Genomic DNA, 12,964 nt, shown 5'->3' with positions numbered 1-12,964 from the left:
TAAGAATTGATTAAAAAAACAACAATCTTTTAGAAAAGATCCTAAATAAAAAAAGCCAATCATGATGATTAGCTTTTATAATTTCTTTCCTTTCCAAACCCTTTTGTTCTCCACCCTCATAGTTAAACCAGTCATATCCAACCTTTCCAAAAAGGGAATCATGTATTTTCGTGATAGTCCAAGGAGTGCTTTCGCATCCCCAACTTCAAAGTCTGCGCCTGTTCCATTTCGTAATGTCTCAACAGCGTTACTAAAGTGCTCTCGATGCCAATAATATTGTTCATCTAGCGAAACAATTACTCCTTCATCCATTAAGAATTTCTTAATTTCTACAACAAGCGGTTGAGGTATTCCAGCCTTTGTAAAATAATCGTGTAAGTATTTTACTTGTAGACCATCATTTTTTAATTCATCTAGCAAACCATTCGTACGTTTTTGCCAATTGATAGGAATTTGTGGTTTAAAATCATGTAAATGGACGTATTGATCACGCTTACCAAATGTAGATGATTGTATGCCATTCTCCAGCACATATTCTAATAATTGCTTTGGGTATACATTTTGCATGATTTGAAAAAGCTCAGCACGATTCAAACCCGGCTTCATTTCATTTTCATTATGATAGTCCTTCATGCGATCATACATTTCTTCTTCAATCATAGAAGTTAATGAAATCAAGGTGTAATCTTTGTTCTTATATTGCAGGAACTCATCCTCTTCATGTAACAAATGTTCTAGCTCGGATTGTTCAAGCGATGTTCTTGTTAGGAGCTCAGAAAGGGGTAAACTTTTTGCTTCAAATAATGCCGCCATCGTTCTTTCCTTTGGTGTCCCTTCTTTTTTCTTTGCAAGCTCTTCAATTGTTTGATGTCCAAAACGATATTTTTCACCACGTGGTTCAATAACCCATCCCCCGCCAATTGTCTCAATCGGGCTTGGCCTTCTTAAAATAAAGCGATCGCCTCGTTTGGTGACAATTTCTTCTTCTAAACGGATTTGGCAGAGAATTTCACTGCTATCATCTTTTATTTCATTGCGATCAAAGAAAACGATTCTTCCCATTACTTCTGCAGTACCGATATGACATTTTATAGGCATTCTTTGCTTTACTATGTAATCTAGATCTGCAATCACACTTAATGCAACATCTATTGTTCTAGTTGTAATAAAATGCTCTGATGAAACAAGCACATCTCCACGTTGTACCTCGTCCGTTGCAATACCAGAAAGATTTACTGCTGTTCGCTGCCCTGCAAATGCCTTTTTTGCTGGTTGATGATGTACTTGCAGCTGTCTAGCACGAGTTTCCAGACCTTTTGGCATAATCATCAAAGGTTGGCCTTCTTCAATCGCCCCTTCGTATACTGTTCCTCTCACAACTGTTCCTTGTCCTTTAATCGTGAAAACTTGATCAATAGGTAATCTAAATGCACCTTTCACATCTCTCATTTCTTGTGCTTTCAATGTAGTCGTAATTAAGGACTTCAAGTCATTGATACCTTTTAATGATAAGCTATCCACTAACATAAATGGGGATTGTTCAAATACCGTTCCTTTTAACTCATCTAAAATATCATCTTTTACGAGATCGATAAATTCTTCATCTACACGATCCACCTTCGTAACTGCAACAATCCCGCTCTTTATCCCTAATAAGCCTAATATATGTAAATGCTCCCTCGTCTGAGGCATAACCCCTTCATCTGCAGCAACAACGAGCACGACTAAATCAATTCCGGCGACTCCTGCAATCATTTGTCTAATAAAGCGTTCATGCCCTGGAACATCAATGACAGAGATTTGGATGTCTTCGTCTTCATACAAGTGCGCAAACCCAAGTTCTATCGAAATTTGCCGTTCTTTTTCTTCTTTTAGACGATCTGTATCTACATTTGTTAAAGCTTTTGTTAATGTTGTTTTCCCGTGATCAATATGTCCAGCCATGCCGATTGTAAAATACCTTTTCAAAACTGCCACCTTCTTCTGTATAACTTATGCAACTTTCACATTATCGTTTAATGACATAAAGTTCAATGATTTACTTGCCAAATAATTTATTTGCAGCACGATCCTTCCAAACAAATGGGAGGAGCAAAAAGAAAAATAGAAAGATAGCAGCTGCTTCTAATGTCAATATATAGTATGGATAAGGTCCAAAATAATCTAATAAGGAACCATTTGTTGGTTTTTTGGCTAGAAACATATAATTTCCATCAGTTAGCTTATTGACCATAAAGGCGACTATCGCACTCCCATTTAAAAATAAGAAAGATGTAATCATTCCTCTTCTCGTTGGTCTATACGTATGGACAAATACAAAATAAAGACAAGTCCAAATAATAAATAGATGGGTAATGAAAAATTGAAAATAACGAAAATGAGGAAATCCAAGAAATAATTCAGGGGTTAATATAGCCATAAAGGCACCAATAATCCCAATGAAATAGACAATTTGAAAAATAATTTGCGATTTTGTCACTAACAAGATTAAACATAATAATAGACTAAGCGAACAAAGCTGAAGCGGAAGAGTAAATGAGAGATTCCAGTAGCCATCTTTAATCAGCCAAATATGATACATTGTTTCTAACAAGAACATGATCATAAACATGGCAGATCTAAACGCTTGATCCTTCTTCCGAAAATAACTTCGAAAATAATACAAGGCAACGGCTCCACTGACCAATAGGACAATCATTAGTATATGCGAAATTGAAAAGACCTCAAATGGAAAAAGATCATACTGATGGCCAAATAGCATACTCAACTTACATTCCCCTCCTTCTTTCAATCATATTATCGTAGATTAAAGCAATTGATTCAAGAAGGTGAGGAATGATAAAACTTCAATCAGTACATTTTTATCATCTCTCACTGATCGAAGTCCTCTTATGCTAAAAATTGAAAGTTCGTCTTACTTCCTGTCTGTGTTGCGATTACTTCAAGCCGTGCATCTATTCTTTCTTTTAGTTCAGGAACATGCGAAATAATGCCGACGAGTCTTCCGCTGCTTTGGATATCAATCAATGCCTCAATCGCTTGATCAAGTGATTCCGGATCAAGTGTACCGAAGCCTTCATCAATAAACATAGTCTCTAATGAGACACCTCCAGCATATTGTTGAACAACATCTGCTAATCCTAAGGCAAGTGCTAGTGCAGCCTTAAAGCTTTCTCCTCCTGATAATGTTTTCACATGCCGCTCTTGACCTGTATATTGGTCAAAAACAAGCAATTCTAAGCCACTTTGAACATTTCCTTTTGACCTGTCCGTTTTTCTGATAAGCTCATATCTTCCACTTGTCATCTTTCGGAGCCTGCCATTTGCTTCATTTAAGATATCATCAAGGAAGGAAGCTAAAACAAATCTTTCAAACGTAATCCGATACGTATTTTGCCCTTTAGCAATCTCGTATAAATGGCCAATCACCTTATATTTCTCTTCAAATGCCTTCAATTCCTCATTTATTTGTTTGATTTTATTCGCTATTTCCTCATTATCTCTTTTCTTCATAAATAGATTTGTATAGCCATCTTGCAGTGAACGAATTTGATCTTCTATATTTTTAAGTGCTATGTGTAGCTTTTCCATATCAGGTTTCTCAATATTTGCTAGCAACTCATCCAATTCATTGTAGCGATCTGTTACTGAACGGACTTCCTCACGATAATCAATGAAAGATTTCTCCAGCTGTTTGATCTCTTGCTCTGATTTCTTTGCACCATTGTATTCCCCGTACGTGGCGAAGCCCTGTTCGTTCATACGGTTAACAAAAGCTTCTCTTTCTTTTACTAGCTGCTCATTCGTTTTGTTCTTATTTTTTTCAATGGTTTCATATTTTGTCTTTAATAAAAGAAGTTTTTCCTTGCTTTTTCGATATTTCTCTTCTGCAGCTTCTAATCGGTTGCTTAACTCTTCTTGTTTTTTAATTGATTGATCGAGTCGTGCTTCATAGACCTCCATTGAACGTAGCTCTTCGGGAATGTTTTCCATCATCCGATTCAAATTCGTTTTCTTTTCCGTAAATTGAATTGTTGCTTCATTTACTTTTTCATTCATCTTTAGCCGTTCAGTAGCAAATTTCTCTTTATCCTGTTCAAGTGATTGCAATTCCTTCATACAGCTTGACAGTCGTTCAACGTTTTTAGTCAGTGTTTGCTGGGAAGCTGATAATTCCAACTGCTCCGAAATAATTGAATTTTTATAGACTGAAAAATCTTCCGTAGACAATTCAGGCTGTCGTCTTTGAATATCCTCAATCAAATTATTTACAGTTTCCTTTAATGATAGATTGATCGATTGTGCCTCATAAAACACTTTTTCAGCATTAACTTTTTCCTTTTCAAGTTCTTCGTATTGCTTTTTAGCCATTTTTATATCTATTTCATTAGGGATCTCATTCTCTGAAACTGCAAGTTTTGGATGATATTCTGATCCGCATACAGGACATGCATCCCCCACGTGAAGCTTAGCTGCAAGCAAGCTAGCTTGTCCATGCAGCCATTTTTGTTCCACTTCCAAAGTCATACTCTTTGCATCAGCTAATCTGGCTTCAGCATTCGCCAAAATTTTCTTTTTCTTTTCAAATTGGAAGGATGCCTTCTCTAATCGATTTTGTTGATCCTCAAATTTATTGATAAGTGAAAGTTCTCCAGCTAGATTTTCAAGCTTGTGTGTAAGTCCAATTAATTTTAGCTGATTTTGTTCAATCGCTTGTTTCTCTTCTTTTAAAATATGTGTAGCTTTTTCTGTCCTTTTTTCCGCCTCTTCCAGTAGAGTCCTCTCTTTTGACAACTTTCCAAGATGTCTTTCTAATTCGTTCACTTCCTTTTGCACACTTGCAAAGGAATGGATATCTGCCTTCATATTCTTTAAATAACTAATTTCCTCACCTATTGCTTTTCTTTCTGACTCCCGATTCTTTTCAGCTACCCAAATTTCTTCTTGCTCTTTAAGCTGAATTGCTTGTACTGTTAATTGGTCATTCAATAGGGAAAGCTCGTGATTAGCTGCATCCATCTCTTTTTTCAAGTGATGGCAAAGCTCTTCCTGCTTTGCAAGAACTGCTGCTTTTTGAGCAAGTTTCATTTGCACTTCCATTTCAGCAAATTTCGATTTGTCTTTTTCAAGTGCTGATTTTCTTACCTGCAATTCGTCCTTTGCTTTCAATTGTTTCGTAATTGCTTCCGCTTCATACAATTGTTGCTGGATAGCTTTTCTTTGCTCGTCTTTCTCTTTTAATAGATCTGCAAGCCTGCTCAGCTCCTCTAACATTTGACTAATTTCTATTTGTAATAGAGGCATAATCAAATGGTCATTGACACTTCCCGTATCTAAATAGCCTTTTAATTCTTCGTTATAAAGCGTATGGATGTCCTGGATCGCATGGTTTCGATTCTCCACTTGCTTTTCTACCGTTCTTTTAAGTTCTACTGCATCTTCCTTTAATTTTTCTTCAATACGCTTGTATACCTGGGTGTGGAATAGCCGTTGCAGAATAACTTCCTTGTCCTTGCTTTCTGATGTTAGTAGCTTTCGGAATTCCCCTTGAGGAATCATTAAAATTTGGCGAAATTGATTACTATCTATAATCATTATCTCTTTTACTTTTTCATCGACATCACGAACATTAGCCGCTAGAAGCTGACGGTTCCCATTTGTATCATACACATACAACTCTGCTTTTGCTCCAATCGTCGTAAATCCATCTCCACGTGCCTTTCTTTTTTCCTGCTGTGGAGATCTTATAATTAAATAGGTTTTATTTCTTAACGTGAACTCCAGGGAAACCTCTGTTGTTGTATCGTCTTTAGCAAATTGGCTTCTAAGATCCGGCCCGCTGCGGTCTTCTCCACTTGCTTTGCCATAAATTGCATAGCTAATCCCGTCAAAAATGGTTGTTTTCCCTGAACCCGTTTTCCCTGAAATAACGAACATTGTCCTGCTGCCTAGCTTTGTAAAATCAATTTGTTCTGTCTCGGCATATGGACCGAAAGCTTGCATCGTTAATTTTAATGGTCTCATTTTGCCGCCTCCTCCTTCAATGTTTTTTCGATTACTTCAGCCATAACCGTATTTTTTTCATCCGTAAATTCTGATGTTGTCATTTCTTCATAAAATTGTTTAAATAGTTCAAGCTCCGACTTTTTCTCCTCTCTATGTGAAGAGAATGATTTCTTTTTCTTCAGATCAGTCATTGTTATTTTTCGCTCAAGATGAAGCACATTCGGATAGATTTGGCGGAGTTTATTAATAGGATCAATTAATGCCCCTTCATCATGTAAATTAATTTTCAAGTAATCATTCACATTTTGTTTTTCATAAAAACTTGAATCCATTAACTCATCAAGATATCCTTCAAGCTCTCGCATATCATTCTTCGGAGCAATCGAACGAATACGAAGATCAAATTGACCATTGTCCTTCATTTCAATGATTGAAATTGATTTCTCTTGCTTCGCTTCTGAAAAGGAGTATTTTAATAGAGAGCCCGAATAGCGGACCTTTGGATGCTTAATTGCATCTGGGCTATGCAAATGCCCAAGCGCCGTATACGAAAATGGTTCGAAAATTTCTGCCCCCACACAACCAGATCCTCCAACAGATAAAGTTCGTTCTGAATCACTCGTTTTCCCTCCGAGGACAAAGGCATGTCCGACGAAAACATTTGGCTCATTCAGATTCATTGATTGCTCTATCTTCCCAATGACCGCCTTCATTGCATCCTGATGTGAGTGAATGGATTCATCATTTAATAGATGTCGAACCATGCCAGGTTCAGCATATGGAACAAGATAGAAATTTACACCATTAAGATGGACAGGTTGAATTTCTTGTTCTAGCTTTCCAGATAAATAAAATTGACTTTGCTTATACCACGAACTACCAAATGATAGCCTTTCAGCGCTATCATGATTGCCGCCAATCGCAACAACAGGTATCTGTAATTCCACATTGATTTTAAAGAGAATTTCATTAAGCAATTCAACCGCTTCTGTTGGCGGTACAGAACGATCATATAAATCTCCTGCGATAACAACCGCATCCGGCTTTTCCTCTTCTACTAATTTAACGAATTGATTTAGAAAATACCGTTGATCCTCTGTCATATATATGCCATGAACAAGCTTACCTAGATGCCAGTCCGCTGTATGAATAAATTTCATGCCGTTTTCATCTCCTTACATACTCTTACCTATTATTATATCAAAAATTTCATTGTTTTCTTTGTAAGAACGAATTAGAAACCGATTAAGCACTATAGCTGACTAAATTTCAAAACACTTTTTCACAAATTGCTGTCTAGAACAAATGCGCAAGCGCCTTGATCACCCCCGACAAGCACAAGACGAGCCTCTCGGAAAGGTGTATTTTACCTTTCTGGGAGGATTGGCTTGTGACCTCGAGGGGGTAGGCGCTGGAGCTGGACGCAGAAAAACTTGTCGCAAAGTTATCCACAACATCTAAATTTATAATTACGCTAAACAACAAAAAATATAAATTATTGGAACTATTTTAAATTTATCTCGTAATAAGAATATAGACAATTATTGCATCACTGAATTTCAGGGGGGAAAGAAAATGGCAGAAATTATCCTTACAGTTATTTGTTTGATTCCACTTGAGGCTTTGTTAATTTGGACTTATTTTTATCCTGAAGATAGTATATTAGTCGGGAAAAGGTGGATGTATCAAGAAGAGCCCGAAATTTCTAAATCAGCAATCCGTTATACAAAATTTATATCCTTGTTAACGATTATCGGGTTGCCTATTTTCTTATTAAGTATCATCTTAGATATTATGATTCTTAAATTATCATTAATCCTATTTCCGGCTGTGTTTATAATTGGTGCGATGAAGATATTTACAAATGAAGAAGATTAGTTATCGTTTGAATCTATGATCAATAACTTTAGGCGATCATTAGCGATTGTCATTATATTTGAGCAATCATTCTTACTTATAAACCTCCAATATAAAAACAGCCCAATCAATTGAAAGGGCTGTTCTGCATATTAGTTTTCGATTATAGTTTATTTACGTTAGCAGCTTGTGGTCCACGAGCACCTTCAACAACTTCGAAAGATACTTCTTGACCTTCTTCTAATGATTTGAAACCTTCTGTTTGGATAGCAGAGAAATGTACGAAAACGTCATTTCCATCTTCACCTTCAATAAATCCGAAACCTTTTTCTGCATTAAACCATTTTACTTTACCGTTTTTCATAAAGAAAATCCTCCTATAGGCACTAAAAGCCACATGTTAATTCACTATTTACAACGATTATCGCTTTTACCATACACTACTCTTCCAAACAAAAAAACTAGGGAAAATTAGCTAGCTAAATTATAATTCGATGCATATAGCTTAAACAAGCTTACCACTACTAGAAAAAATAGTCAATTCAATAGTATTGTACAATTCTTAGTTTTCCTCTTTCATTCGAGCTGGAAGACTTTGAATCGAATGGACAACAACATCTAGTTTCGCCTCTATTCGATGTAACAGATAAAGGGTGACAACGACAGGAAAGCCAACTTCGCTTATTAATGATACGAACTCTTCCATCTCCTAACTCTCCTTTCTATTATTCATTTAAAAGGGCAGCTCCACCTTGCGAACTGCCCTAGTTTACTTATTCAAAATCGTAATCTGTTACATTACGTTCAATCAATCTTGCCCCTTCAGCAGCTACAAAATCTCCATTTGCTGTTTGAAAAATAGCAGAAGTGATCATCTGCTCCATCGCGAGCTTAACTGCAGCAGCATCGATTGGCTCCTTCGGATTATCAATTGATAACCGCGATAACTTTCCTGTTTCTGTTAGAAAAGACAGCTCTAATGATTTAGTCATCCTATTCACCTCCCTTTCATTCGATCAATTGACTATTAGCCAACAATGTCAAAGCTATCATTTCTTACTACTGTAACAAGTGGGTCATTACACAAGGAAGCAATTGCCTGGGTTGCTTCAAAAATCTGATCTGCACTTGCCGTTTTCTTTACATTCCCAATGGTCTTCGACTTGTACTTCGGCTCGCCTTTTTCATTTACGCCTATTTCAAAGCTAAGGCGCAGTTTCGTATCAATCATTAATGCTTGTGCCATTCTCATCCCCTCCTTTCACTCTTTATATATAAGTAAATAATGAAAAAGGACATGGGGATTTGAAACAATATTTTATTCATTGCTTGTAAAAGATAATTGCTCAAAACTCTTGGCTATTTATTCCAATTTCTGTTATGGATTTAAAAATGAAGGATTCAATAATTGAAATACACCGATTCCTATCCTATGTAAAAGCACATAATTTTTAAATTGTTATTTTATAGGAATTAGAAACATTCCAAATTGCATCTTCTATCATAAGATAGTAGAGAACCAGTTAAGGAGGTGAAGGTATTTGGATTTACTTTCATATTTAAACCAAAATTACCTCATGCTTGTCCCTGCTTTATGGGTACTCGGATATGCATTAAAACAAACACCTGCCATTCCTGATTGGACAATCATTTGGATCATCTTACTAATTTCAATAATTGGGGGCAGCTTAGCATTCGGTTTTACAGTTACCGGTGTAATTAATGGAATTATTGCTGCTGGAGTAGCTGTCCTAGGACATCAAATGTTGAAACAAACTTTCATGGATAAAGGATTTAAGAAAAAGGATAATGGCAAATAAGATTCCATTAAACAAAAAGTACTCGCCATAGACGAGTACTTTTTGTACCTATAATTTAAAACGGGAGACAACTGTCTGCATTTCATCAGCAAGCTTTGCAAGAGAAATAGATGAAGTGAATACTTCTTCCATCGTCGCTAATTGCTCTTCTGTTGCTGCGGATGCATCCTCTGATGCTGATACACTATTCTTAGAAATCTCCTCCACATTCGTTATCACTACAGTAATTTGTTCAGATAATACAGACAGGTTTCCGAGTAAATAATTGATATTTTCTACCATTCCAGCTGTATCCAACATCGTTTCTGCTATTTCTTTAAAGGCATTCCTCGCCTCTTTTGTTTCAGTGAACATATCCGTCACTTGCTTATTGCCAACATCCATCACTCCTACTGCTAGGTTCGTTTCTTGTTGGATCATTCCAATCATATTTTGTATCTGTATGGCTGATTTCTTGGATTCCTCAGCCAGTTTACGTACTTCATCAGCAACTACGGCAAAGCCTTTGCCATGCTCACCAGCTCTTGCCGCTTCAATGGCTGCATTTAATGCTAATAGATTTGTTTGCTCCGCAATATTTGTAATAATACTACTAATATTACTAATTTCATCTGACCGCACTTCAAGTAATTGAATGGATTTTGTTGCATTTTGAACGGATTGACTTACCTCATTCATCTGAATAAAAACCCTTTCAATGGATTGTTCTCCTTTTGAAGATAAGTGATTGGATCGATTGGTTACTTCGAGCATTTCTTCGCTGCTTTTTGTAATCGCATGAATACTTTGATCCATTTCATGTACCGCCGTAGCCACTTCCTGGAATCCAGTAATCTGTTGTTCAATACTTGCTACATTTTGCTGAGATATTTGTGAAACCTGTTCAGCTGCATCTGTACTTTGCTCTGCACTTGATGCTAATTCTTCACTACTAGCAGTCAAATGTGTAGAAATCCCCCTAATTTGACTCACCATTTTTCTTAAATCCTTCACCATGCTATTTAACGAATGGATTAAAGAGCCAATTTCATCCTTACTTTTTACCTTTACTTCTTCTATATGCAGTTCACCGTTTGCAATTTGATCCATTGACTTAGCAGCCATTTGTATTGGTCTTGTAATCATTCTACTAATGAAAATGGCAATACCAATTGCAAAGATAAAGGAAGCAATACTAATAATGATGACGGTAAGCTGTGTTGATAAAATTGCTTCTGCGTTTTTTTCACTTTCTTTAGTTAACCTAGTTTCCTCATATTTAATTAATTCATCTGCCTTAAGACTAAATGCTTGACCGACTTCCTTTGCAGATGTTTGTATAAGTTCTAAATAAGCCGCTTCATTTCCTTCTATTTTATAAAAAAGGGCAGCTTCTGTAATTTCCGCAAATTCACCATGTAATTTCTTTAAATCAGTGATCAAAGATTGAGCTTCCTCGTTAACAATTAATTCCGCTAATACATCTAATTGCTGATCTAATCTTTTTCTAGCCATATCATAGTCAGTTATGTATGTAGATTCACCTGATAATAAGTATCCTCTTATTCCATTCGATTCGATGGTTAAATCCTCTTTGAAATTTTTAACAAGTAAAAGATTTTGTACACCCTCGTTTAATAAGTTGGTATATCGATCATTAATTCTTTTCAATTCATAATTGGATATTCCAGCAACGATTCCAAAAAGCATAAGAACAATAATAAAACCGAAGATAAGTTTCTTTCTCACTGTTATTTTCATACTAAAGCCTCACTTCATGATGTAATTGGACATGTTTATATATTTTACCATATAAATAGGATGATTTTTTGATTGACTATAGAAGTTTAAACAAAAAAAAGCCGTTCATCACATTTTACAGATGAACAGCAAAAGATATCACAGATCTTAAGGAGGAGATCTTACTATATATCCTATTCAATACTTAATAAACAGCTTGGACAATTCTCCTATTTTAATAAATTTTTCAATTATGCATCATGAATAATTTGACTCAATGACTCTGCCGAAGTTGCCACTTGAGTCGTTGAATTACCTACTTCTTCAATCACCATTAATAAATTTTCAATTTGGCTATCCATTGAACTTAAATTCTTTTCATTTTCTTCAATGGAAGAACGAATGATCTGAAACGTTTCATTCGTTGCATTGGAAGCCAAACCGCCATTAAGAACAACTTCTTCTACTTTTACGATTATTTTCGTCACTTCGGTCGTATAAGCATTCGATGTATCGATTAGTGACTGAATATCTGAAATGGAGTGTTTTGTTTTTTCTGCTAAGTTCCTTACTTCTTGTGCAACAACCGAGAAACCCTTCCCATGTTCTCCTGCTCTTGCTGCTTCAATCGCAGAATTCAAGGCAAGTAAATTTGTTTGCTCTGCAATACTATGGACAATACGGACGACCTCGGTAATTTTCTGCGAGGAATCGGTTAATCGAAAAACCATATCCTTCATAATTTGTGTATCATTCGTCACTTGATTCATATTTTTTAATAGTGATGTGAGCTTCTCCTGGCCCTCATTGACTTGTTTTTGAACTACTTTTGCTTGATGATAACTATTTTGCACTAATTGGTTAACATCTTTGCTGTTTGCAATTAAATGTTTAACTGAGGTATATGTTTCTTCAGAAACAATTACTAATCCTTCACTTACTTTAGAAATTTTCTCTTGTAAATTTTTTTGACCGTTATCAAATGTTTCTTTCAGTTTTTTTTCTGTCTCTTCATTATAAGCTTCTAGCACAATTTGCTGTTCAAAACTAAGAATTTTCGTAGTTGCCGTCCAAATTTGATGAAATTCCTCAGGATCCTTCACTTCTTCAAATATAATTTGAAAAAATGCACGTTGGACATTTTGAAATGCCCCCATATACCAAGCAGGCTTAAGACCAATTCGATAATGAATTTTTGCTACTTTTATTCTTTTTTCATAAAAGGAAGTGTCAATTTTCCCGTCAAATAAATCTATTAAATGTGAACGTAATGTTTTACGTAAACGATCAATCGTACTATATGTATTTATAATATGTTGCAATTCCTTTACTTGCAAAATGGATGAATAAAACTCATCTACTAACCAATCTATATGTTTTTCCACTAAAGGTTTGATATTTGAAATAATTCGTAAGTCTTCTTCCTTTAGCTGAATCATTGAAAGTTTTTCTTGGACACTAGGAGTAGGCGCAATAATACGATGATTTTCCGAACTTGGTACTGATTGTAACCATTTTTTATTCATCTTCCGCCTTGTTAATTGTCTAAACACGTTACTTCT

Annotated in this window: 12 protein-coding genes; 2 read left to right on the top strand and 10 right to left on the bottom strand. The window is 35.7% G+C overall.

The features are described from left to right. Positions 1-75: 75 nt before the first annotated feature. From selB to J2Z40_RS04090, 4 genes are all read right to left on the bottom strand, one after another. Positions 76-1,968, bottom strand: a complete 1,893-nt coding sequence (selB, locus tag J2Z40_RS04105) for a selenocysteine-specific translation elongation factor (RefSeq protein ID WP_281064431.1) — start codon at positions 1,966-1,968, stop codon at positions 76-78. A gap of 70 nt (positions 1,969-2,038) precedes the next feature. After that, the gene (locus J2Z40_RS04100) at positions 2,039-2,761 is read right to left on the bottom strand and encodes a YwaF family protein (RefSeq protein ID WP_066399256.1); all 723 of its coding nucleotides are present in this window, start codon (positions 2,759-2,761) and stop codon (positions 2,039-2,041) included. A gap of 128 nt (positions 2,762-2,889) precedes the next feature. Then, the gene (locus tag J2Z40_RS04095; RefSeq protein ID WP_066393916.1) at positions 2,890-6,024 is read right to left on the bottom strand and encodes an AAA family ATPase; all 3,135 of its coding nucleotides are present in this window, start codon (positions 6,022-6,024) and stop codon (positions 2,890-2,892) included. Continuing rightward, complete coding sequence (locus J2Z40_RS04090; protein WP_066393914.1) at positions 6,021-7,166, bottom strand: exonuclease SbcCD subunit D; 1,146 nt, start codon at positions 7,164-7,166, stop codon at positions 6,021-6,023. Before J2Z40_RS04090 ends, J2Z40_RS04095 begins: the two co-directional genes overlap by 4 nt. 415 nt (positions 7,167-7,581) lie before the next feature. On the opposite strand from J2Z40_RS04090, the gene J2Z40_RS04085 reads away from it, so the two are divergent. Continuing rightward, positions 7,582-7,884, top strand: a complete 303-nt coding sequence (locus J2Z40_RS04085; RefSeq protein WP_066393911.1) for a hypothetical protein — start codon at positions 7,582-7,584, stop codon at positions 7,882-7,884. Between the two features lie 142 nt (positions 7,885-8,026). Here the strand turns inward: J2Z40_RS04085 and J2Z40_RS04080 are convergent, their stop codons facing one another. From J2Z40_RS04080 to J2Z40_RS04065, 4 genes are all read right to left on the bottom strand, one after another. After that, on the bottom strand, positions 8,027-8,227 hold the full coding sequence (locus tag J2Z40_RS04080; protein WP_066393908.1) for a cold-shock protein: 201 nt from the start codon (positions 8,225-8,227) through the stop codon (positions 8,027-8,029). A 198-nt stretch (positions 8,228-8,425) separates the two neighbouring features. Next, complete coding sequence (locus tag J2Z40_RS04075; protein ID WP_066393906.1) at positions 8,426-8,569, bottom strand: YvrJ family protein; 144 nt, start codon at positions 8,567-8,569, stop codon at positions 8,426-8,428. Between the two features lie 67 nt (positions 8,570-8,636). Next, a complete protein-coding gene (locus J2Z40_RS04070) occupies positions 8,637-8,855 on the bottom strand; it encodes a DUF2922 domain-containing protein (RefSeq protein ID WP_066393904.1) in 219 nt (72 codons plus the stop codon). Positions 8,856-8,890: 35 nt separating this feature from the next. Next, complete coding sequence (locus tag J2Z40_RS04065; protein ID WP_066393902.1) at positions 8,891-9,109, bottom strand: DUF1659 domain-containing protein; 219 nt, start codon at positions 9,107-9,109, stop codon at positions 8,891-8,893. A gap of 295 nt (positions 9,110-9,404) precedes the next feature. On the opposite strand from J2Z40_RS04065, the gene J2Z40_RS04060 reads away from it, so the two are divergent. Continuing rightward, complete coding sequence (locus tag J2Z40_RS04060; protein WP_066393899.1) at positions 9,405-9,683, top strand: phage holin family protein; 279 nt, start codon at positions 9,405-9,407, stop codon at positions 9,681-9,683. A 48-nt stretch (positions 9,684-9,731) separates the two neighbouring features. Here the strand turns inward: J2Z40_RS04060 and J2Z40_RS04055 are convergent, their stop codons facing one another. After that, positions 9,732-11,423, bottom strand: a complete 1,692-nt coding sequence (locus J2Z40_RS04055; RefSeq protein ID WP_066393894.1) for a methyl-accepting chemotaxis protein — start codon at positions 11,421-11,423, stop codon at positions 9,732-9,734. Between the two features lie 230 nt (positions 11,424-11,653). After that, entirely contained in the window at positions 11,654-12,955 is a 1,302-nt protein-coding gene (locus J2Z40_RS04050) for a protoglobin domain-containing protein (protein WP_083953883.1), read from the bottom strand. Between the last annotated feature and the right edge of the window lie 9 nt (positions 12,956-12,964).

Source organism: Cytobacillus eiseniae (genome assembly GCF_017874625.1).
Classification (GTDB): Bacteria; Bacillota; Bacilli; order Bacillales; family Cytobacillaceae; genus Cytobacillus; species Cytobacillus eiseniae.
This window is presented reverse-complemented; position numbering and strand designations above follow the sequence as displayed.